The following is a 22,208-nucleotide window of genomic DNA, read 5'->3' as shown; positions in this document are numbered from 1 at the left end:
GCCGCGGCAGACGATTTGCAACAAAAATCACACCGCGCCCGTCGGACAAGCCGGGACTTAACATTGCTTAAAATAATGAAAAATAAGTCGCGCTCAGGCGCATGACATTGCATAAAACCCAGTGCGATTCGCCCCCCAAAGACAAATCGCCGGAGGAAATCAGCCCGCCGCGGAACATCGACGAGCGTTTCGCTATTCATTTGATTACACAACCACAATTGTTCCCGTTTTGTTGACAACTTGATACAAATCGCGGTGCATTTTAGTTGCAAAAGTTATAGTTTTGCTTTCGAATGAAACTGGCGACGCGCCCTACCTGAGAGAAGGATCCTTGATTGCTTGTTAAACGTTCCGTGACCGGCAGCCTGGCCAAAGCGCTGTTCGGCATCGTGATACTGTCGGTGCTCGCCACCGGGTTGGCGTTGACCACCGTCGCCGGCAGCCAGAGCGACGCCGAAGCGATCAATATCGCCGGTTCGCTGCGCATGCAAAGCTACCGGCTGGCCTTCGATCTCGACCAGCAGAGCCCGGAGCTGGAGCTGCACCTGCAGCAGTACCGGCAATCTTTACAGGCGCCGGCGCTGCAAAAGCTGGCGCGGTTTTACGTACCGGCCGAGGTGCGGAATCACTATCTGGCGCTGCAACGGGCATGGCAAACGATGGAGCGCCAGATCCGCGGCGGGCAGGCGGCCGCCTACCGGGCGGAGGTCGCCGGCTACGTCAACCGCGTCGATCATTTCGTTTCTGCCCTGCAGCGCTATTCCGAGCTGAAACTCACCCTGGTGGCCGCCGTCAGCGTGATCGGTTACGCCGCCATCATCGGCCTGGTGCTGTTCTGCATTCGCTTTATGCGCCGCCAAGTGGTCACGCCGCTGCAGCATCTGGTCGACGCCAGCCAGCGCGTGCAGCAGCGCGACTTCAGCCACCCGCAGCTGGACGTGGCGCTGCCGAACGAGCTCGGCGTGCTGTCGCAAACCTTCAGCGCCATGTCGGACGAGCTGGCCCGGCTCTATCAGTCGCTGGAGCTGAAAGTACAGGAAAAGACCCGGCGCCTGCAGCAGGCCAACGAAACGCTGGAGGTGCTGTATCGCTGTTCGCAGGCGCTGAGCGTGCGCCAGATCGATCAGCAGGCGTTCGAGAATGTGCTGCGCATCGTGCGCCAAAGCGAACGGCTGCGCTGCATCCGGCTGAACGTGGCGGACGACCACGGCCAGTGGCAACTGAATGAAGGGGAACCGGCGCCGACGCAAGCCTGGAACACGCTGCCGATCACCCAGAGCGACAAACCGCTTGGCGAGCTGCGTTGGCAGCCCGAGGCGCACCCGCCGCATCCTCATCTGATGCAGAGCCTGGCCAATATGCTGGGCCGCGGCGTCTACTTCAACCGGGCGCAAAAGCAGCACCAATATTTGCTGTTGATGGAAGAGCGCGCGACCATCGCCCGCGAGCTGCACGATTCGCTGGCGCAGACGCTGTCGTTCCTGCGCATTCAGCTTACGCTGCTCAGGCGCGCCGCCGATACGCCGGCGGCAAAGGCGATTATCGACGATTTCGATCGCACGCTGGCCGATGCCTATCGCCAACTGAGAGAATTACTGGCCACCTTCCGTCTCAATATTCAGGAGGCGGACCTGAACGCCGCGCTGGAGCAGCTGTTGCAGCCATTAAAAGCGCTAACCCCCGCGCGGATTCAGTTACACTGTCGGCTGTCTTCGCAGGCGCTCAACGCCCAGCAGCAGGTGCACGCACTGCAGATCGTGCGCGAGGCGGTGCTCAATGCCGTCAAGCACGCCGGGGCGAACGAGATTACGGTGTGTTGCGAGGTCAACGCCGCAGGCGACAACGTTTTCAGCATTATCGACGACGGTTGCGGCATCGCCAGTCTGGAGGAACCGGAAGGGCATTATGGTTTGACCATCATGAGCGAACGCGCGGCGCGATTGGGAGGAACGCTGCACATTCAGCGCAGAAGCGGCGGCGGCACGGCGGTTTGCCTGACATTCTCGCCCTGACCTTGCGGCTGTTCATTCTGCGTTACGGTTGCCGCCGGGCGGAAGGCCGTCCGGGGAGGTTTACGGCGCTGATTGCCGCTATTTTTGAAGAGACAGTCCCACTGTGAAGCACGCCGCAGGGCGCGTTTGAGTGGCTTTACTTGCTACAGGGAGCATATTTCATGGTGATGAAGCAATACCGAGTCATGATCGTTGACGATCATCCGTTGATGCGGCGCGGCATCAAACAACTGCTGGGACTGGATGCGCGATTTAGCGTGGTGGCGGAGGCCGGCAACGGCAGCGAGGCGGTGGCGCTGGCACTGCAGCACACGCCGGACGTGATCTTGTTGGATCTGAACATGAAAGGCATGTCCGGGCTGGACACGCTGCGGGCCCTGCGCGACGAAGGCGTGGATGCGCGCATCATCGTGCTGACGGTTTCCGACGCGCGCAGCGATCTGTATGCGCTGATCGACACCGGCGCCGACGGCTACCTGCTGAAGGACAGCGAGCCGGAACAGCTGCTGGAACACATCAGCGCCGCCGCCGAAGGGCAGAACGTGATCAGCGACGCCATGGCCGACTATTTGCTGGCGCGCGGCGAGCAACGCGATCCCTTCGCCGCCTTGACCGAACGCGAGCTGGACGTCTTGCAAGAGGTGGCGCGCGGCCTGTCCAACAAGCAGGTGGCGGCGCAGTTGCATATCTCTGAAGAAACCGTGAAGGTGCACATCCGCAACATACTGCGCAAGCTGGACGTGCGTTCTCGCGTGGCGGCGACGGTGATGTACCTGGAGCACAAAAGTCAATGATCGCCCCGCCCCGGCCAATGCGCCGGGGCAGCTTACTCGATGGCGCTGAGCAGCGCCTGATGATGCTGGTGCACCCAGCTCTTGTTGAACGGCCCCCAGCTTTCCAACTGATAAAAACCGTCGTTGTTACGCACGCCCTGCTGCACGAACTGCAGCTCAACGCCCATGCCGGGCAGCGCCTTCAGCACATCCTGCAACGTGCGGCGCGGCCAGCCGGTCAGCGCCATCAACCGCGGCACATTGGGCCGCTCACTGTGGCTGATCAGCCAGCACAAATAAAGCCGACGGGCAAATACCGGGTTAATTCCCATGCCAAGCTCCTGCTGTAAGGTAAGTCCAGTTTTTACTTTCCGGTTCCCTGCGGCGAAGAGATGCGCAAGGCCTTTGATAGTAATAAAAATGTCTTAATAGCGTACAATTACCGCCGTCAGTGCACCCACGCCGTTTTCCGCTACCGTTATTTACACTATCTCCTTTTTTTCTCCACGCTTTCCTCGGCTATCCCGAGTACAGTGCAATAGCGCCGGGATCCCTCCCTGCCGCTGAAATGCATAATTCTGATGCGTTTTAAAGATAGAACAAGTCATAACGAGGTTCGCGCTGCATGGCCAATTTTTTTATTGATCGCCCGATTTTCGCCTGGGTGCTGGCAATTATTCTTTGCCTGACCGGGGCGTTGGCGATTTCTTCCCTACCGGTAGAACAATACCCGAATTTGGCGCCGCCGAACGTGCGCATCAGCGCAACTTACCCAGGTGCTTCGGCGCAAACGCTGGAAAACACCGTTACCCAAATCATTGAACAGAATATGACCGGCCTCGACAACATGATGTATATGTCGTCGCAGAGCACCAATACCGGCCAGGCCACCGTCACGCTGACGTTCGAAGCCGGCACCGATCCCAACGAGGCGATGCAGCAGGTGCAAAACCAGCTGCAGGCGGCGATCAAACGTCTGCCGCAGGCGGTGCAGAATCAGGGGGTCACGGTGTCGAAATCCGGCGACACCACGCTGATGATGGTGGCGTTCGTCTCCACCGACAACAGCATGGACAAGCAGGACATTGCCGATTACATCGTCTCCAACCTGCAGGATCCGCTCAGCCGTATCAACGGCGTCGGCAGCATGGACGTGTACGGCTCGCAATACGCCATGCGCATCTGGCTCGATCCCAACAAGCTCAACAGCTACCAGCTCACGACCCAGGACGTGGTCAAGGCCATTCAGTCGCAGAACGCCCAGGTGGCGGTCGGCCAGTTGGGCGGCACGCCGTCGGTCGATAAACAGGCGCTGAACGCCACCATCAACGCCCAGTCGCAGCTCCAGACGCCGGAACAGTTCCGCCAGATCACCCTGCGGGTCAATCAGGACGGTTCGCTGGTGACGCTGGGCAACGTCGCCACCGTTGAGTTGGGCGGCGAGAACTACAACTACCTCAGCCGCTACAACGGCATGCAGGCCGCAGGCATGAACATCAAGCTGGCCTCCGGCGCCAACGAACTGCAGACCGATCAGCTGGTGAAAGACAAGATCGCCGAGCTGTCGCAGTACTTCCCACACGGGCTGGAGGCCAAGGTGGCCTATGAAACCACCCCGTTCGTCAAAGCCTCGATCAAGGACGTGGTGAAAACGCTGCTGGAAGCCATCCTGCTGGTGTTCCTGGTGATGTACCTGTTCCTGCAGAACTTCCGCGCCACGCTGATCCCCACCATCGCCGTGCCGGTCGTGCTGATGGGCACCTTCGCCATCCTTTCCGCCTGCGGCTTCAGTATCAATACCCTCACCATGTTCGCCATGGTGCTGGCGATCGGCCTGCTGGTGGACGACGCCATCGTGGTGGTGGAAAACGTCGAACGCGTGATGAGCGAGGAAGGCCTGCCGCCGCGTGAGGCCACGCGCAAATCCATGGGGCAAATCCAGAGCGCGCTGGTCGGCATCGCGCTGGTGCTGTCGGCGGTGTTTGTGCCGATGGCGTTCTTCGGTGGCACCACCGGCGCCATCTATCGCCAGTTCTCCATTACCATCGTCTCCGCCATGGTGCTGTCGGTACTGGTGGCGATGATCCTGACCCCGGCCCTGTGCGCCACGCTGCTCAAACCGATCGCCAAGGGGCACCATCACGGCAAGCGCGGCTTCTTCGGCTGGTTCAACCGCATGTTCAACCGCAACGCCGAACGCTATGAGCGCGGCGTGGGGCGGATCCTGCACGCCAGCGGCCGCTACATGGTGATTTATCTGCTGTTGCTCGGCGGCATGGCGCTGCTGTTCATCAAGCTGCCAACCTCGTTCCTGCCGCAGGAAGACCGCGGTATCTTCACCGTACAGGTGCAGCTGCCGGCGGGCTCCACCCTGCAGCAAACCTCTAAGGTGGTGGAAAAGGTCGAGCAGTATTTCCTGACCGAAGAGAAACAGGATGTGGTGTCGGTGTTCGCCATCATCGGCTCCGGCCCCGGCGGCAACGGCCAGAACGTGGCGCGCCTGTTCGTGCGATTGAAAGACTGGGATCTGCGCACCTCGGGCGCCAACAGTTCGTTCGACATCATCGATCGCGCCACGCTGGCATTCAACAAGATTAACGAAGCGCGGGTGATCGCAAGCAGCCCGCCGGCGATCACCGGCCTCGGCAACTCCTCCGGCTTCGATATGGAGTTGGAAGACCACGCCGGGCTCGGCCACGCCAAGCTGATGGCGGCGCGCGATCAGCTGCTGCAGCTGGCCGGGCAAAACCCGCTGCTGTCGCGCGTGCGCCACAACGGCCTGGACGACAGCCCGCAGCTGCAAATCGATATCGATCAGCGCAAGGCCCAGGCGCTGGGCGTGTCTATCGACGACATCAACAATACCCTCTCCACCGCCTGGGGCTCGACCTACGTCAACGACTTCGTCGACCGCGGCCGGGTGAAAAAAGTCTACGTACAGGCCGCGGCGCCGTTCCGCATGCTGCCGGATGACATTAACAAATGGTATGTACGCAACAGCGCGGGCGGCATGGTGCCGTTCTCGGCCTTCGCCAGCTCGCACTGGGAGTACGGCTCGCCGCGGCTGGAGCGCTATAACGGCAGCTCGGCGCTGGAGATCGTCGGCGAGGCGGCCAACGGCGTCAGCACCGGCACCGCCATGGCGGAAATGGAGAAGCTGGTCAGCCAGCTGCCGACCGGCTTCGGCCTGGAATGGACCGCGATGTCCTATCAGGAACGGCTGTCCGGCTCGCAGGCGCCGGCGCTGTACGCCATCTCGCTGCTGGTGGTGTTCCTGTGTCTGGCGGCGCTGTATGAGAGCTGGTCGATCCCGTTCTCGGTGATGCTGGTGGTGCCGCTGGGGGTGATCGGCGCGGTCGCCGCCACCTGGCTGCGCGGCCTGGAGAACGACGTTTATTTCCAGGTTGGCCTGCTGACCATCATTGGGCTGTCGGCGAAAAACGCCATTCTGATCGTCGAGTTCGCCAATGAGCTGAATCATAAAGGGCAGGATCTGATGTCCGCCACGCTCGATGCGTCACGCATGCGTCTGCGGCCGATCCTGATGACCTCGCTGGCGTTTATCTTCGGCGTGCTGCCGATGACCACCAGCAGCGGCGCCGGTTCCGGCAGCCAGCATGCGGTCGGCACCGGGGTCATGGGCGGCATGATCTCCGCCACCCTGCTGGCCATTTTCTTCGTGCCGCTGTTCTTCGTGCTGGTGCGCCGCCGTTTCCCGGGTAAAGCGCATCCGGCAGGCAATACGACGGCCGCCGGGGACTGATCCGCGGGATATAAAAAAAGCAGCGTCGGGTGAACCGATGCTGCTTTATTTCGAACGATAATCTCGTTCCCAAGGTGTTTCAGTGACGCTCCAATGACTCAACCTTGCCATCTGCTTCAACGCTGTGTCAGTTGCCCAACATCTCATCAATGAAGTCTTTCCAGTTTCCTAATTCACGATCAACCATAATACTTTACAACCTCAATTATTTGACGAAGCGGATTCTACGCCTGTTTTTTGACCATGTGAAGGGAAACGGGAACGATGCCGGGCCCGGAAACCGGGGTTAGCGCACATTTTCGTATTTATCTGATCAATACTCAGTGCAGCTATTCCCTTGTGATATCAATTTCTCCACGATAGCGTGTAAAAGGTATAAAAATACGCCAATGGAGCGCCGATCATGCCCACCTCCTTGTCTCTTTCACAGCTGAAAACGCAGGGCCGCTATCAGGAAGCCACTGCTCTGGCGCTACGGCAGCTGGCGGCAGAGCCGGAAGCGGCGATGCTGCACTTTCAGCTGGCCTGCCTGTATGACGTACAGGGTCTGGAGCAACAGGCCATTCCCTGCTACCTCGCGGCGCTGGCCCGCGATTTGCCGCCCGCCCAGCGCCGCGAAGCCTGGCTGGGCCTCGGCAGCACCTACCGCGCCCTGGGAGAATACCCGGCTTCGCTACGGGCTTTCGACGACGGCCTGACCGAGTTCCCGCAGGCCAACGAGCTGATGCTGTTTCGCGCCATGACGCTGTACAACCTGGGCGAAAATAAACGGGCCGTGGCCGATCTGTTGTTGCTGTTGGCGGACACCTCGTCAGACCCCGACATCCGCGGCTATCAGCGCGCCATTCGGCACTATGCCGCCGATCTCAATCTTATTGGTTAGAGGAAAACGATGGAAATTGTCACCGATTTGAACCGCCGCGCCATCGACTGGTAGCGACTGTGCGAATTGCTGAAGGCAGCCGGACTGGGCAAGCGCGATCCGCACACCCTGCGGCGCGTTTACCAACACAGCCAGTTTTGCTATTGGGGGTTTATCGGCGACGAGCTGCTCGCTACCGCGCACGCCATCAGCGATCTGACCTCGATCGCTTACCTGGCCGACGTGGCGATCGATCCGCGCTTTCAGGGGCAGGGATTGGGGCGCCGGTTGATGGATCGGGTGATGCAAGACCTGGCGCCGCTCGGCAAGATTTTCATCTATTCCGTCCCGGAAAAGCTGGCCTTTTATAAAAAGTACGGCTTTCACGATTTGACCACCGGCATGGTGTATGCGGACGGCGCCTCCCTGCAGCGCCTGCAACAGGGAGGCTACGTGCGTTAAACGCGCTTCACAGGGTTTTGCTCATAAAGATGCGGCTAGTCCCCGGCGGCAAGCAAGGCACTTCGCCCATGCGTTGCCAGCCATGCCGTTGATAAAATTCCGGCGCCTGAAAGCTGATGGTGTACAAGACGGCGGAAAGGCAACCGCGCCGGCGGCCTTCCTGTTCGAAACGGCGCAACAGTTCGCTGCCCAGCCCCGTGCCGCGCAGCGCTTCCGGCAGATAAAAGAGATCGAGAAACAGCAGCCCTAATGATGAACGCCCGGTAATTCCCCCCAGAACGTCCCCACTGTCGGGATCTTTTACCACCACCGCCAGCGGCAGACGATCGCCGTAGCCGATCTGTTGATCATTAAAACGGTCCAACCCTTCCGCGATACAGGACGTTATTTCCGGTGTTACCCGATCGGAAATTTCGATATGACATTCTTTCACGCTAGCTCTCCGTATCAATCACCCACATTTATGCGATGTTTGTAGCTAAAAACATCGCATTTTCTTTGTTTAGATTTATCCTTACATCAATTTCCACGCTAATTTCCACACCGCTTCATAACCGGTTCTATCATCGATTGAAATAAAATCGCCGAACGTAACAAAACTAAGAAATATCTTAATAATTAATTCATTAGCCCCAAAACTCGCCAACAAACGATCGACAAAAACGATCGAAATTAAAAATTTAATAGCCACAAACTATGTTAATTCCTTTTAATAACCACGGTATTAATAGAGGATTTCTATTTTATCGATCTCACATTGCTTAGGCCGTCGGTTAAAAAAAATTTTACTCGTTATAAATCATGCTAGTATATGACTCCCCCGCGAAACTCGCGCCCAGCTACCGCTCATTAGTTTGCGGCGCAAGATAAGTTCAACATGAAATTATTTATATTATTTCTTTTTTTATGTTTTAAGATATCGATCCTCACCGGGAAATAGAAAGTAAAGGACTATAATAAAATGGAAATTGATATTTTCAGCGAGTGTGCCTATACCACCGTCGGCATCCGACAACTCATTAAGCAAACCTGGGCGGAAAAACGCGCACCGGCCGGCTTTAGCCGCAAAAGAGTCTGCTTCATCGATGTCACCATCGCCAATTTTGAAGCGCGTTACCGCGATGAATATGCCAACCCCAACACCTACAAAATAGTCATTATCACCGACTGCCCGCATGAAATGGTGATTGTCGACAGAAAGACCATTATATTATCAAACCTTATATCATTGAGCCGTTTTAGCCACCTGATCGGCGACTTATATAAACGTTACAGCCACTATACCGAGCCGCCGCAACTGTCCCAACGCGAGTCGCTTTTCCTCTCGGAATGGTCGACGGGAAAATCACTGGCTGATATCAGTAGTGCCATGAATATCAGAAATAAAACCGCCAATCATTACAAGTCACGAATAATGAAAAAACTCGGCGCCAGCCGGATAAAACCGCTATTGCACATTACCCGCGTGCGCTGTTTAACCGATCGTTTAAACATAAGAATAAATAAAGAGTAACGCCCTCTTCTTCAGATTCGCATTTGCGGCTGAACGCATTCGCCGGCATCTCTTCGAGAGCACCGCCGGCGAAGGCTGCCGCTCCGCCACGTTGCCTCTCCCTCTCCCAAGCACCCAATCGCACCTCGCCCGCATCGTTGTCTGGATCTCGCCGCCGCTTTACTGGCATTATCTCTGCTATCGCCGGGCGGCGAGAGGGCCAAAGATCGCGCCCGCCGCTCAGTATCGACTCGACGAGACAGGTAGCTTTACGCCATGGCAAACAAACCGCAACAGACAACGCTGACGATGTACGGCATCAAAAACTGCGACACCATCAAAAAAGCCCGCCGCTGGCTGGAAGATCAGGGCGTGGCCTATCATTTTCACGACTACCGCGCCGACGGCCTGACCGAACAGCAGTTGCGCGGTTTCATCGCGCAACTGGGTTGGGAGCCGCTGCTCAATACTCGCGGCACCACCTGGCGCAAGCTGGATGAAGCGCAACGCAACGCCTGCGATAACGCCGACGCCGCCATCGCGCTGATGCTGGCGCAGCCGGCGATCATCAAACGCCCGCTGCTGGACGACGGCAACGGCCACGCCCTGCTCGGTTTCAACGCCGACGCTTACCAGCAATTTATCGCCGAGGTCGCCGTATGACTTGCCCGGTTATCGAACTGGCCCAGCAGCTGATTAAACGCCCTTCCCTCAGCCCAAATGACGAAGGCTGCCAGCAGTTGATGATAGATCGCCTGCAGGCGATCGGCTTCACCGTCGAGGCAATGGACTTCGAAGACACCCAAAACTTCTGGGCCTGGCGCGGCGAAGGGCAAACCCTGGCGTTTGCCGGGCATACCGACGTGGTGCCGACCGGCGATGAGAAGCGTTGGGATAACCCGCCGTTTGAACCGGCGATCCGCGACGGCATGCTGTATGGCCGAGGTGCGGCAGACATGAAAGGCTCGTTGGCCGCGATGGTGGTGGCCGCAGAGCGCTTTGTCGCCGCCAACCCGAATCACCAGGGCCGCCTGGCTTTTCTGATCACCTCAGACGAAGAGGCCAGCGCCACCCACGGCACGGTTAAAGTGGTCGAAACGCTGATGGCGCGCAATGAGCGCCTGGATTACTGCCTGGTCGGCGAGCCGTCCAGCACCGAGCGCGTCGGCGACGTGGTGAAAAACGGCCGACGCGGCTCCATCACCGCTAACCTGCACATTCACGGTGTGCAGGGGCACGTCGCCTATCCGCACCTGGCGGACAACCCGGTGCACCGTGCCATGCCGGCGCTGAATGAACTGGTGGCGATCGAATGGGATCGCGGCAACGAGTTCTTCCCGCCGACCAGCATGCAGATCGCCAACGTGCAGGCCGGTACCGGCAGCAACAACGTGATCCCGGGCGATCTTTACGTGCAGTTCAACTTCCGTTTCAGCACCGAACTCACCGATGCGATGATCAAGCAGCGCGTGGAAGAGCTGCTGGAACGCCACCAGTTGAATTACAGCATCGAGTGGCGGCTGTCCGGCCAGCCGTTCCTCACCTCGCGCGGCGCGCTGGTGGATGCGGTGGTCAACGCCGTCGAGCACTATTCTGAATTGACGCCGCAGCTGCTGACCACCGGCGGCACCTCCGACGGCCGCTTCATCGCGCAGATGGGGGCGCAGGTGGTGGAGCTGGGGCCGGTCAACGCCACCATCCACAAGGTCAACGAATGTGTCAACGCCGCGGATCTGCAGCTGCTGAGCCGCATGTATCAACGCATCATGGAGCAATTGGTCGCATGATCAACGCAGAGATGCTCACCGGCCGCTCAACCGAACACCTGGCGCCGTTGAGCGGGAACCATCGGCTGCAGCCGCAGGCGGTCAACGCCTTCCTGGCGATGCAGCAGGCGGCGCGTGAGGCGGGATTCGATCTCCAGCCCGCCAGCACCTTCCGCGATTTCGACCGGCAGTTAGCGATCTGGAATGGCAAATTCTGTGGTCAGCGGCCAGTATTAGATAAGGACAGCCGCCCGATAGACGTCGCGCCGCTGTCCGCCGCCGAGCGCTGTGAGGCGATCCTGCGCTGGTCGGCCCTGCCGGGTGCCAGCCGCCATCACTGGGGCAGCGATCTCGACGTGTATGACCCGTCGCTGCTGCCGGAAGGGCAAAAGCTTCAGCTGGAGCCGTGGGAATATGAAGAAGGCGGTTACTTTGCGCCGCTCAACCAGTGGCTGACGGCGCATATGGCCGAGTTCGGTTTCTATCGCCCCTTTACCGAAGACAGTGGCGGCGTGGCGGTAGAGCCGTGGCATCTGAGCTACCGGCCGCTGGCGCAAGAAGCCGAGCATTTGCTGAGCCCGGCGCTGTTGCTGGCGGCCTGGCAAGATAAGGAGGTCGCCGGTGCCGAATGGCTCGAACGCCATCTGCCATCGATTTTTTCGCGTTTTATACGCAGTGAAGGAAAGGAGTAGCTATGCAATGGTTAGCTGATTACTGGTGGATTATCCTGCTGGTTCTGGTGGGAATGGTCGTCAGCGGCATTAAGGAACTGCGCCGCGTCGACGTGAAAAGCTATCTGGCCAACAAGCCGGAGATACCGCCGCACCGCGACAACAACGCCCAGTGGGATGACGAAGACGACTGGCCGAAAAAGAAATGACATCAGGGCGCTCATCGGCGCCCTGAATTTTTAGCGAAAGGCGATCAGCTCGCCGCGCTTACCGGACAATGCCTCGTCCCAGTAGCGCTGCGGCACATAATAATGCAGCCTTTCCAGCGCGGCGTTCATCATGCCCTGGTTGATTGCGTGCCCGACGTTTTCCTCCACGTCCAGCGTAAAATCGGCGCCGCCGGCCCGTAGCGCTTCTGCCGCCGCGTGAGCGTGTTGCACCGCGATCACCGCGTCCTCTTCACCGTGGATCAAATGCACCACGCTGTCGCCGAAAGCCTGCTCAGGCAGCTGGGCGAAACGCCCGCTGAACGCGACCACGCGCCCGGCCAGCCGGTTTTCCGCTTTTAGCGCCTCAAGCGCCATGATCGCCCCCTGCGAGAACCCCACCAGCGCCGTGCCGGCATAGCCTACGCCGCTCAGCCGCTGCCAATGGCGCACCACCGCCACAAACTGCGGCATTACGTCTGCGATGCGGGCCGCGCGATTCTCTTCGGTCACGTCCTGCACCGAAAACCACTGGCGCCCGGCGCCGTTGCCGAACGCTTCGGGGCCACCGATGCTCACCACCTGTGCCTGAGGAAAGTCTTTGGCGAAGTAGCTGCCGATCTCCCCCATCGCCACCGGGTTGTCGCCGACACCGTGAAACAACAAGATCAGCTGCGCCGCCGGGGTCGCCGGGCTTTGGACAACGAAATGCTCATGTTTCATCGATGACTCCTTAATAGTAACCAAACCTGGTGCGGCGACAGTCGCCACCTCACCGCTGACAGTGACTATACGCCGTTGAGAAATCGGGAAAATCGGGTTTTATTGAGCGAGTTATTCAATTTATTGCAACGACTGCGTCCAGTCGCGCCAGTAGCGGCAGTGCTGCGCATTCAGCTGTTCCAGCGCCTGCGCCGCTTCGTGCCGCCAGTGGCGCAGCAAGGCTTTCTGCCCGCTGACGCCCGCCAGCTCCGCGCAGGCCGCCAGGGATTGCCGCCGTTGCAGATGGCCGCGCAGCGTGGGCAGCGGCAGATTGCTGGCCAACAGCAAACGCTGCAGTGCCCCCAGGCTGGCCTCCAGCGGCCGATGGGCGAAAGCGAACCCGGCCAGCTCGCGCCAATCCTCTTCGCCCAGCGGCGTGTCGCCGTCGTCGCCCGGGATCGCCAGCGCGAGTTCAATACGCTGCCGCAGCCAGGGCCAGTCGCGCGCCAGATGCTTGTGCGCCGCGTGCCGCAGCGCCTCTCCTTGCTCGCTCAGGGGCAAGATAGCCATCGCGGTATAGCAGCCGCTGCTGGCCTCCGGCTTGCTGCCGATGCGCACCAGCTCGAAACCGCAGGATTGCCAAAAGCGCCACAGCGGCTCGGTATAGCCAAAGCTGACCGACAGAAAATCCAGCCCCTGCGCCTGACGGCGTTGCCGCTCGACCAGCTGACGCGCGATACCCTGCCGCCGCAACGCCGGCAGCGTCGCGATGCGGGTAATGCGCCGTGACCGCAGCGTCGGCGCCCACCACTGGCCGCCATGCGCCGCCAGCGACTGCGCCACCAGGTTGCCGCGCGGCCGGCGGCGGCCAGCCCACACATCGTGCGCCAACTCGGCGCTCAAGCCGCCTTCGTCCACCAGCCACACTGCGCCGACCACCTCCTGCCCGGCCTGCGCCAGCCCGAAGTGCATGCCGGGCGCATCCATCAGCCTGCGCAAATCCAGCGGCGAAGTGCGGTAATGCGCGCTGCTCAGCAGAGCATAGAAACGCGCCAGCCGCTGCGGATCGGCGCACAGTTCGCGCTGCTCCGCCTGGCTGTAATCGATCGTCTGGCCATCCGCCGGCCAGGCGGGCAGCTCGTTGAACAACAGCGCATTGTCCGTTATCCGCTCCAGCGCATCCCCCTGTGCCCAGCGCATCGGCTGTTGCAGACTCAACGCCTGATAGGAAGGCAGCCCGGCGCAAAACTTCAGCAGAAAACCGCGGCCGGTGCCCTCATAGCCCTGCACCGTGGTGGTCAGCAGCACGCGCGGGAAATAACCGATCAGCTGCTGCAACAGCGGCGCAGGGATCGCCGCCGCTTCATCCACCAGCAGCCACCCCACGGCGCTGACGTCACCCTCCCGGCACTGCGCCAGCAAGGCATCGGGCGCCCAAAACTGCGCGCGCCCCTGCGCCCATTCCCCGGCCACCTCAGTGGCGGCGCGGCTCGGCCCGGTTATCCAGCAGGTCAGCGGCGACTGCGCTACCAGCATGCCGGCCAGCGTCGATTTGCCGCGGCCGCGGGCGGCGGTCAGCACCCACACGCCGGATTCGGCCTGCAGCAGCGCCGTCAAGATCGCCTGCTGTTCCTCGGTCGGCCGTCCATCCGGCGGTTGCCATCCTTCACGCGCCGGCAGCGCGGCCAGCGTCAGGGGCTCATCCTGCCGCCAGATCGTCACTTCTCGGTCGTCGACCAGATGCTGTTGCAGATGGTGGATGAAATGCGGGGTGGTAATTGGCTGCGGGCAATCGCTCCAGCGCAGGCTGTCGCCGTCCGGCTGCTGCGGCCATTGCCGCCAGGGCGGCGTCAGCAACAGCAGCCAGCTGCCGGCACGCAATGCGCCGCACAGCGCCGCCAACGCCTCCACGTCCAGCGACTGACCGGCGTCGAACACCGCGTGCAGCCGTTCCTGCCCCAGCAGTTGGCGCACTGCGCCGCTCGCCAACACCGTCAGGCCGGGCGGCGGTTTTTCCCCCACCCACGGCCAGTCGCCGGGCAACGTCGCCGCCAGCCGCTGCGCCTGTTCGCGGCACCAGTCAGGTTCGCCGCTGAGCACCAGCAGGCGCCGGATGCCCTGCCGCCGCATGAGTTGTTGCGCTGCCTGTAGCATAAGGCTGTATCTCAATTCGAAAAAAATGCCGGAGTCAGGCTCCGGCACGTGAGGTGTTAACGGGATGCGAAGGTGTTGCAGGTATTGGGATCGCCGCTGTCGAAGCCCTGTTTAAACCAGGTGTAGCGCTGCTGCGAGGTGCCGTGGGTGAAGCTGTCCGGCACGACGCGGCCCTGGCTCTGCTGCTGCAACCGATCGTCACCAATCGCCTGCGCGGCGTTCAGCGCCGCCTGCAGGTCGCCCTCTTCCAGCATCTGCTGCTTCTCGGCGTATTTGCCCCACACGCCGGCGAAGCAGTCCGCCTGCAGCTCCATTTTCACCGACAGACGGTTCACTTCCGCCTGGCTGGCGCCCTGCTGCATCTGGCGCACCTTGGGCTCGATGCCCAGCAGGTTCTGCACGTGGTGGCCGACTTCGTGCGCCACCACATAGGCCTGGGCGAAATCACCGCCGGCGCCCAGCTTGGTTTTCATGTCCTGATAGAAAGACAGATCGATATACACCGTTCTGTCACCCGGGCAGTAGAACGGCCCCATCGCCGCCTGGCCGGTGCCGCAGCTGGTGCGCGTGACGCCGCGATACATCACCAGCTTCGGCGGTTGATAGGTTTTGCCCATGCGCTGGAAAATCTCTTTCCAGTTATCCTCGGTGGAGGCCAGTACCACCGAAGTGAATTTGGCCAGCTCATCGTCTTTCGGACTGATGTTGGCGCTCTGCTGTTGACCCTGCGGTGCGACGTTACCGCCGTTCAATAGCGGCGACAGATCGATGCCGTAATAGCCGGCCACCAGCACCACCACCAAAATGACGATGCCGCCCTTGCCGCGCACCGGCACGCGGAAACCGCCGCCACCGCCGCCCAAACCTGAAGACTGCCCGCGACGATCCTCAACATTGTCACTTTCCCGACGCCCTTGCCAACGCATAAATATACTCCAGATATTTCCCCTGCTCGTTGAAGTTGCGCCGCGATCGTAAGCGCAAAGGCAGCTTCAAGCCTGAGTGGGATAGGTTTTAGTCATCTCGCATCCATCATTATAAATGGTCTGCCGCGGAGGAAATGTAGAAATTTTCTGGAAAAACGCAGAATAGCGGGACGATCCGGCCGGATCGCCCCGAATGGCGGTGCCAATGCTTAGTCGAGCTTCACGCCGATGCGGCGCGCCACTTCTTCATAGGCTTCGATCAGGCCGCCCAGGCTTTGACGGAAACGGTCTTTGTCCATCTTGTCCAGGGTGTTTTTGTCCCACAGGCGGCTGCCATCCGGCGAGAACTCATCGCCCAGCACCACTTCACCGTTGAACAGGCCGAACTCCAGCTTGAAGTCGACCAGGATCAGGCCCGCGTCGTCGAACAGCTGGGTCAACACGTCGTTGGCGCGGTAGCTCAGCTCGCGCATGCGCGCCAGATGCTCTTTGCTCACCCAGCCAAAGGTTTCGCAGTAGGATTCGTTGACCATCGGATCGTGCATGGCGTCGTTTTTCAGGAACAGATCGAACAGCGGCGGATTCAGCTCCAGGCCTTCTTCGATGCCCAGACGCTTCACCAGCGAACCGGCGGCGCGGTTGCGGATCACGCACTCCACCGGCACCATGTCCAGCTTCTTCACCAGCACTTCGTTGTCGGACAGCAGACGCTCCATCTGGGTCGGGATGCCGGCTTCTTCCAGTTTGCTCATGATGAAATGGTTGAACTTGTTGTTCACCATGCCTTTGCGATCGAACTGCTCAATGCGCTGACCATCCAGTGCTGACGTATCGTTGCGGAACTCCAACACCAACAGATCGGGATTCTCGGTGGTGTAAACGGTTTTTGCCTTTCCGCGATACAGCTCAGCTAGCTTTTGCATCTTACTTACTCCAGTGATGTATCCCCGTTGTCTCCCGAGCGCGGCCCGAAATTAGGGGGTATAGAATTGACCTAATGAATTCTTTGGCGTGCCGGACACTATTGTGCCAAACCTGCGACGCAAACGATACCGTATCGACAAAACAAAAAGGGGCCGAAGCCCCTTTTTGATTATTTAACGCTGGTTTTACTGAAGGCAGACTGGAATGCCGCCACCAGTGCGTCGTTTTTCGACTGGGTCAGCGGTTTGCCTTTCGGATCGATGAATTGCAGGCTGGTGCGGTTGTTGAGATCGCCGACCTGCAGTTTGTAATCGCCTTCCGCCAGTTCAGGATCCTTGACGCCCAACGCATCCCAATCGCTGCTGCTCAGGGACTTGTAGGTCACGGCAACGGTGCCCTGCGGACGGCTGCGGTCACCCACTTTCATCCCCAGTTTTTCGAGCGCCGCCGGCAGGCGATCCCACACCACGGTGTACGGGCCGCGCACCACCAGCATCGGCAGGCCGGTGTCATCGGCGCCGCTCTGCACGTCCAGCGCGCCGAAGCGGCTGGCGGTCTGGCTGCTCGCCAGGTTGTCCTGCTTGTCCAGGCCTTCGATCAGGGTGTTGATCATCATGCCGTTGTAGCGCTGAATCTCAGACTGGTCGGTCACCTGCTCAGTCTTGCCCTGCTGCTGCAGGCCAACGCTTTTCACCACCAGCGCCTGCTGGTAGCCCTGCTGCTGCACGCTGATCTGATAACGGCCTTCGTACTGGTTGTCTTCGTCCAGACGGTTCCACTTCACCCAGTCGGTGGTCAGGGTCTGACCGGCGTCCTGGCGGGAAGCGATCGCGATGTTCTTCGCCTGCAGCAGGCTGACCACGCGCGACCACAGGTTCTGGTTCTGCGGGCTGTTTTCCAGCAGCAGCGTGCCGCTGTCGCCGGCGTATTGCGCGCGTGAACCGCTCAGCAGCGCCAACGGCTGCACCGGCGGACGAATGTCCAGTTGCTTGCCGACGTTGCCTTGCAGCGTCGTGGCGGGAACGTCATAGTTGCCGCTCTGCACCGGCAGGATCATGCCGGACGGCGCGTTCAGCGCCTTGAGCGGAGCCGCGTCGAGGTAAGCCTCGTCGCCGCTGACCTGGCGCTTGTAGCGCTGATCGCTGCTGCAGGCTGCCAGCATCATCACCAAGGAGATGCCCACTACTTTTGCTACCGTCGACTTTTGCAATGAATAAGCCATCAAATTTCCCTTAGAGTTACAGCAAACCGACGCTTTTCAGCGCGCGCTCCACCACCGGGCGGGCGGCTTCGCTCAACGGCGTCATCGGCAGACGCAGCGTATCGGTTGCCATCAATCCCAACGCCTTACAGGCCCACTTCACCGGAATTGGGTTTGCTTCTACAAATAGATCCTGATGCAACGGCATCAAGCGCTGATTTAAACGGCGCGCTTCGGCAAATTTGCCCTGCGCCGCCAGCGCGCAAAGTTCCGCCATCTCGCGCGCGGCCACGTTGGCCGTCACGGAAATCACCCCTTTGCCGCCCAGTTGCATGAAGTCCAGCCCGCTGGCGTCGTCGCCGCTCAGCAAAATGAAATCTTCATCGTCAACCAGCACTTGGATCTGACTAACGCGACTTAAGTTCCCCGTCGCTTCTTTTACAGCAACAATATTCTTGATTTTCGCCAGCCGAGCGATGGTCGGCGGCAGCATGTCGCAGCCGGTGCGCGAAGGCACGTTATACAGGATCTGCGGCAGCTCGGTGCTCTCGGCGATCGCCTTGAAGTGCTGGTACAGCCCTTCCTGCGTCGGCTTATTGTAGTACGGCGTCACCGTCAGGCAGCCCACTACGCCGGTATTGGCGAAGCGGGTGGTGAGCGCGATGGCTTCGGCGGTGGCGTTGGCGCCGGTGCCGGCGATCACCGGGATGCGGCCGTCGGCCAGCTCCAGCGTCTGCAGCACCACGTCAACGTGCTCGTCATGGGCAAGCGTTGCGGACTCGCCGGTGGTCCCTACGGAAACGATCGCCGCGGTGCCACTGGCTACATGATAATCGATCAATTTTTTTAGGCTCGCGCGATCGACAGCACCTTTGTCGTCCATCGGCGTAACCAGTGCAACAATACTTCCCGTAAACATTGGCCGTCCCCTCCACAAACAAGTCACTCATGGTACTTTTGCTGCCTATCCAAAAGCAAGCGCACAACCGCGTTGTAAGCGCTTGGCAGGCGGTTTTTTTTATGTTTACCATGGTAACCCCATTAAGCACGACAGGAAGCGCTATTTTGCCTCAGTCAGACGAACACTATCTCGTGATTACCGCGCTCGGCGCCGACCGCCCCGGAATCGTCAATACCATCACCCGCCACGTCAGCAGTTGCGGATGCAATATCGAAGATAGCCGTCTGGCCATGCTGGGAGAGGAGTTCACGTTCATCATGCTGCTGTCCGGCAGCTGGAACGCCATCACCCTGATCGAATCCACCCTGCCGCAAAAAGGCGCGGAGCTGGATCTGCTGATCGTGATGAAGCGCACAAACTCGCACGAAAGGCCGCCGATGCCGGCCACGGTGTGGGTGCAGGTGGAAGTGAAGGACTCGCCGCACATCATCGAACGCTTTACCGATCTGTTCGACTCCAGCCAGATGAATATCGCCGAACTGGTCTCACGCACGCAGCCGGCGGACGGCGATCTGCCGCCGCAGCTGTATATCCAAATCACCGCCCACAGCTCCGGCGATCGGGACGCCTCAAATATTGAGCAAGCCTTCCATCGCCTATGTACAGAATTGAACGCGCAAGGCAGTATTAGCGTGGTGAACTATCCACAGCATGACGAGAAAGATGGAGAGTAGTGATGAGCCCATTGAAAGCCGGTGACACAGCGCCGAAATTTAGTTTGCCTGACCAGGACGGTGAGGAAATTAATTTGGCCGACTTCCAGGGACAGCGAGTATTGGTCTATTTCTATCCGAAGGCGATGACGCCGGGCTGCACCGTGCAAGCCTGCGGCCTGCGGGACAACATGGACGAATTGAAAAAGGTCGGCGTCGAAGTGCTGGGCATCAGCACCGACAAACCGGAAAAACTGTCGCGCTTCGCCGAAAAGGAGCTGCTCAACTTCACGCTGTTGTCTGATGAAGATCATCAGGTAGCGCAACAGTTTGGCGTGTGGGGCGAGAAAACCTTCATGGGCAAGACCTACGACGGTATTCACCGCATCAGTTTCCTGATCGATGGCAAAGGCAAGATTGAAAAAGTGTTTGATGATTTCAAAACCACCAATCACCACGACATCGTTCTGAGCTACCTGCAGCAGTAATTCTCACGAAGCGCAGCGGCCTGCTGCGCTTCGTTTCTTCCCTGTCAGTCGGCCTTGTCTTCCACTTCGACCCGCAGTTCATCCGGCCAGGCATGGATCACCGCCTTCACCAGCGTCGCCAGCGGTATGGCGAAAAACACGCCCCAAAAGCCCCACATCCCGCCGAACACGATCACCGACAGGATAATCACCAGCGGATGCAGGTTGACCGCTTCGGAGAACAAAATGGGCACCAGCAGATTGCCGTCCAGCCCCTGCACCACCAGATAGGCGACGATCAGCGTCCAGAAATCGGCGCCGACGCCCCACTGGAACAGCGCCACCACCATCACCGGAATGGTGACCAGCACCGCGCCGATGTAGGGGATCAACACCGAGAAGCCCACCAGCACCGCCAGCAACAGCGAGTAGCGCATGTCCAGCACGGCGAACACCAGATAGGTCGCCACGCCGACAATCACCATCTCCAGCACCTTGCCGCGAATGTAGTTGGTGATCTGCTGATTCATCTCGTTCCAGACCTGCCCCGCCAGGCCGCGATTGCGCGGCAGCACGCGGCGCACCGCGTTCAGCAGCTGTTCTTTGTCCTTCAACAGGAAGAACATCATCATCGGCACCAGGATCAGGTAGATAGCCAGCGTCAGCAGGCCGACCAGCGACGCCAGCGAGAATTTCACCACCGACTCGCCCATGCCGGACAGCCGGCTGCGCAGGTTCTCCGCCATCATGTCGATGATGCCGGCATCCACCAGCGCCGGGTAACGCTTCGGCAGCGTCGCGGCATAGTTATAGAACTGATTGAGCATGCCCGGCAGATCGCTCATCAGATTGATGCCCTGCTGCCAGGCGGTTGGCGCAACGACGAACACCAGCAGCATGGCGACGCCCGCGAACACCAGCAGCATGATGCTCGCCGCCCAGGTGCGTGAACAGCCGATGCGCTGCAGGCGCGCGGTCGGCCACTCCAGCAGATAGGCCAGCACGATGGCGACCAGCAACGGGGTCAGAATACCGTGCAAAAAATAGAGAATAAGGAACCCGGCGACCAGGATCACCAGCAGCGCGATAGCCTGCGGATCGGTGAAGCGGCGGCGGTACCACTGTAATAACATCTCCAGCATCAGAGCGGGCTCCTCGAGATTTGGCGGGCGGGCATGGCGATTCCTGTGATGGGTCTGATTAAAGCATAGATGGAACGGGCGCACTCGAGGTGTGCAAAGCACTCAGAGTACTCAAAGTTGGCCATACATCAACAGCGATTTGGCTGATTTTATCGCGCGGGCAGGCAATCGGCGCAAAAATCCGCAGACGCGGCGACAGACTGGGTAAACGGCCCCGGACGGGGCCGCGGAAGATTACAGCGAGGTACCGATAGAAAGGGGCGAACCGACCGCCAGTGCGAACAACAATACACAGCCAATCGCGATCGCCGCCGCCAGATCATTTTTCATAGTCCCGTCCCCTGATACTTAAACTGGTTATCGTCACGAACTCTGTCGGTTCTACGTTGAGGGCCTTTTCCGATGCACGTCATTAAAAACCCCGCCTAAGCGGGGGAGAAAACGTTCTGGTGCATCAAGTGTTACAAGGAGGTCATGAGGGATTGCTAACCCTAAATGACTATTTCAAGCTAGGATTATTCCCAGAGCATGGCAAGCGATCGCATCGAGGTTATCCGCACTTTGAGATAAACCTCATAAAAAAATCCCGCACGGCAGCGGGATGAAGGGATGATAACGTCATGAATTTTTTATGCGGACAATGAGGCGGTATTGTCGTCATTTGGCGACAATACCGCGCCGACACGGTGGTCACAAGGGAAATTTGGCCACGACCAGGAAATCAGAATTTCGCCAATGCCCGCGATCGTGCGCCAGTCAGCATCAACGAAAAAATGGGATTTTTGTCAGACAGTCGCCGGCCAAAAATCGGTAGCATGGCCGATATAATCCCAAACGCCGTAGGGGAAAAAAGATGAACAGCAAACCGCGTGAATTTGATGAAGCCATCTGTCTGGCGATCGGACGTGGCGTTTGGGAAGTCGTGAAGATAGGAGACGAAATCAGCGTTTTCTCCCTGCTGGAAGCCATCGAGAGCTTTATCGAACGGCAGGCCCTCAGCGAGAGCGAAGTCGCGGCGGCGGACGACGCGCTGGATCTGATCACCGGTTTGGTCCGCCGCCAGTGCTGAGG

24 protein-coding genes are annotated in these 22,208 nt (G+C 59.5%); 13 read left to right on the top strand and 11 right to left on the bottom strand.

The window, feature by feature from the left end; genetic code table 11:
• Positions 1-335: 335 nt before the first annotated feature.
• The gene (gene narQ / locus GF111_RS19630) at positions 336-2,012 is read left to right on the top strand and encodes a nitrate/nitrite two-component system sensor histidine kinase NarQ (RefSeq protein WP_047730124.1); all 1,677 of its coding nucleotides are present in this window, start codon (positions 336-338) and stop codon (positions 2,010-2,012) included.
• A 161-nt stretch (positions 2,013-2,173) separates the two neighbouring features.
• On the top strand, positions 2,174-2,806 hold the full coding sequence (locus GF111_RS19625; RefSeq protein ID WP_038873634.1) for a response regulator: 633 nt from the start codon (positions 2,174-2,176) through the stop codon (positions 2,804-2,806).
• Positions 2,807-2,838: 32 nt separating this feature from the next.
• Here the strand turns inward: GF111_RS19625 and GF111_RS19620 are convergent, their stop codons facing one another.
• Positions 2,839-3,117: a helix-turn-helix domain-containing protein gene (locus GF111_RS19620; RefSeq protein WP_004941750.1), complete on the bottom strand. Its 279-nt coding sequence runs from the start codon at positions 3,115-3,117 to the stop codon at positions 2,839-2,841.
• 293 nt (positions 3,118-3,410) lie between these two features.
• Between GF111_RS19620 and acrD the strand changes: the two genes are divergently transcribed.
• The gene (acrD, locus tag GF111_RS19615) at positions 3,411-6,548 is read left to right on the top strand and encodes a multidrug efflux RND transporter permease AcrD (RefSeq protein ID WP_038873638.1); all 3,138 of its coding nucleotides are present in this window, start codon (positions 3,411-3,413) and stop codon (positions 6,546-6,548) included.
• A 127-nt stretch (positions 6,549-6,675) separates the two neighbouring features.
• Here the strand turns inward: acrD and ypfM are convergent, their stop codons facing one another.
• Positions 6,676-6,735 (bottom strand): protein YpfM, encoded by a 60-nt coding sequence (gene ypfM / locus GF111_RS19610; protein ID WP_100396732.1) that lies wholly within the window; start codon positions 6,733-6,735, stop codon positions 6,676-6,678.
• Between the two features lie 216 nt (positions 6,736-6,951).
• Here ypfM and GF111_RS19605 point away from each other — a divergent pair, with 216 nt between their 5' ends.
• The gene (locus GF111_RS19605) at positions 6,952-7,431 is read left to right on the top strand and encodes a tetratricopeptide repeat protein (RefSeq protein ID WP_038873642.1); all 480 of its coding nucleotides are present in this window, start codon (positions 6,952-6,954) and stop codon (positions 7,429-7,431) included.
• Positions 7,432-7,488: 57 nt separating this feature from the next.
• Complete coding sequence (locus tag GF111_RS19600; RefSeq protein WP_224217860.1) at positions 7,489-7,872, top strand: GNAT family N-acetyltransferase; 384 nt, start codon at positions 7,489-7,491, stop codon at positions 7,870-7,872.
• 7 nt (positions 7,873-7,879) lie between these two features.
• Here the strand turns inward: GF111_RS19600 and GF111_RS19595 are convergent, their stop codons facing one another.
• Positions 7,880-8,305, bottom strand: coding sequence for an N-acetyltransferase (locus tag GF111_RS19595; protein WP_048234515.1), 426 nt, complete (start codon positions 8,303-8,305; stop codon positions 7,880-7,882).
• 81 nt (positions 8,306-8,386) lie between these two features.
• Complete coding sequence (locus GF111_RS19590; RefSeq protein WP_154292206.1) at positions 8,387-8,563, bottom strand: hypothetical protein; 177 nt, start codon at positions 8,561-8,563, stop codon at positions 8,387-8,389.
• 270 nt (positions 8,564-8,833) lie between these two features.
• On the opposite strand from GF111_RS19590, the gene GF111_RS19585 reads away from it, so the two are divergent.
• From GF111_RS19585 to GF111_RS19565, 5 genes are all read left to right on the top strand, one after another.
• Positions 8,834-9,385: a LuxR C-terminal-related transcriptional regulator gene (locus GF111_RS19585; protein WP_038873648.1), complete on the top strand. Its 552-nt coding sequence runs from the start codon at positions 8,834-8,836 to the stop codon at positions 9,383-9,385.
• A gap of 255 nt (positions 9,386-9,640) precedes the next feature.
• Complete coding sequence (locus tag GF111_RS19580) at positions 9,641-10,027, top strand: ArsC family reductase (RefSeq protein ID WP_038873652.1); 387 nt, start codon at positions 9,641-9,643, stop codon at positions 10,025-10,027.
• Positions 10,024-11,151: a succinyl-diaminopimelate desuccinylase gene (gene dapE / locus GF111_RS19575; protein WP_047730121.1), complete on the top strand. Its 1,128-nt coding sequence runs from the start codon at positions 10,024-10,026 to the stop codon at positions 11,149-11,151. Before GF111_RS19580 ends, dapE begins: the two co-directional genes overlap by 4 nt.
• The gene (locus GF111_RS19570) at positions 11,148-11,822 is read left to right on the top strand and encodes a M15 family metallopeptidase (protein WP_038873658.1); all 675 of its coding nucleotides are present in this window, start codon (positions 11,148-11,150) and stop codon (positions 11,820-11,822) included. The genes dapE and GF111_RS19570 overlap by 4 nt, the downstream gene beginning before the upstream one ends.
• A 2-nt stretch (positions 11,823-11,824) precedes the next feature.
• Entirely contained in the window at positions 11,825-12,010 is a 186-nt protein-coding gene (locus tag GF111_RS19565) for a YpfN family protein (protein ID WP_004941720.1), read from the top strand.
• A gap of 30 nt (positions 12,011-12,040) precedes the next feature.
• On the opposite strand, the gene ypfH is transcribed toward GF111_RS19565, so the two are convergent.
• The 6 genes from ypfH to dapA all read right to left on the bottom strand — a co-directional run bounded on the left by ypfH (position 12,041) and on the right by dapA (position 18,833).
• Entirely contained in the window at positions 12,041-12,730 is a 690-nt protein-coding gene (gene ypfH, locus GF111_RS19560) for an esterase (RefSeq protein ID WP_038873661.1), read from the bottom strand.
• Positions 12,731-12,850: 120 nt separating this feature from the next.
• Positions 12,851-14,863, bottom strand: coding sequence for a tRNA(Met) cytidine acetyltransferase TmcA (locus GF111_RS19555; RefSeq protein ID WP_147190841.1), 2,013 nt, complete (start codon positions 14,861-14,863; stop codon positions 12,851-12,853).
• A 56-nt stretch (positions 14,864-14,919) separates the two neighbouring features.
• A complete protein-coding gene (locus tag GF111_RS19550) occupies positions 14,920-15,789 on the bottom strand; it encodes a neutral zinc metallopeptidase (RefSeq protein ID WP_047730119.1) in 870 nt (289 codons plus the stop codon).
• Positions 15,790-15,998: 209 nt separating this feature from the next.
• Positions 15,999-16,712 (bottom strand): phosphoribosylaminoimidazolesuccinocarboxamide synthase, encoded by a 714-nt coding sequence (gene purC, locus GF111_RS19545; RefSeq protein WP_038873669.1) that lies wholly within the window; start codon positions 16,710-16,712, stop codon positions 15,999-16,001.
• Positions 16,713-16,882: 170 nt separating this feature from the next.
• Positions 16,883-17,935: an outer membrane protein assembly factor BamC gene (gene bamC / locus GF111_RS19540; protein ID WP_019453890.1), complete on the bottom strand. Its 1,053-nt coding sequence runs from the start codon at positions 17,933-17,935 to the stop codon at positions 16,883-16,885.
• 16 nt (positions 17,936-17,951) lie between these two features.
• The gene (gene dapA / locus GF111_RS19535; RefSeq protein ID WP_004941701.1) at positions 17,952-18,833 is read right to left on the bottom strand and encodes a 4-hydroxy-tetrahydrodipicolinate synthase; all 882 of its coding nucleotides are present in this window, start codon (positions 18,831-18,833) and stop codon (positions 17,952-17,954) included.
• Between the two features lie 110 nt (positions 18,834-18,943).
• Here dapA and GF111_RS19530 point away from each other — a divergent pair, with 110 nt between their 5' ends.
• Together GF111_RS19530 and bcp are read left to right on the top strand one after the other, a co-directional pair.
• On the top strand, positions 18,944-19,549 hold the full coding sequence (locus GF111_RS19530; RefSeq protein ID WP_369783268.1) for a glycine cleavage system transcriptional repressor: 606 nt from the start codon (positions 18,944-18,946) through the stop codon (positions 19,547-19,549).
• A gap of 2 nt (positions 19,550-19,551) precedes the next feature.
• Entirely contained in the window at positions 19,552-20,016 is a 465-nt protein-coding gene (gene bcp, locus GF111_RS19525; protein WP_038873672.1) for a thioredoxin-dependent thiol peroxidase, read from the top strand.
• A 44-nt stretch (positions 20,017-20,060) separates the two neighbouring features.
• Here the strand turns inward: bcp and GF111_RS19520 are convergent, their stop codons facing one another.
• Complete coding sequence (locus GF111_RS19520) at positions 20,061-21,137, bottom strand: AI-2E family transporter (RefSeq protein ID WP_147190843.1); 1,077 nt, start codon at positions 21,135-21,137, stop codon at positions 20,061-20,063.
• Positions 21,138-21,990: 853 nt separating this feature from the next.
• Between GF111_RS19520 and GF111_RS19515 the strand changes: the two genes are divergently transcribed.
• A complete protein-coding gene (locus GF111_RS19515) occupies positions 21,991-22,206 on the top strand; it encodes a hypothetical protein (RefSeq protein WP_038873678.1) in 216 nt (71 codons plus the stop codon).
• Positions 22,207-22,208 lie beyond the last annotated feature (2 nt).

The organism is Serratia sp. HRI (assembly GCF_010119335.3).
Lineage (GTDB): Bacteria > Pseudomonadota > Gammaproteobacteria > Enterobacterales > Enterobacteriaceae > Serratia > Serratia nevei.
Note: the sequence above shows the minus strand (reverse complement) of the source record. Positions and strands in the feature narration are given on the sequence as shown.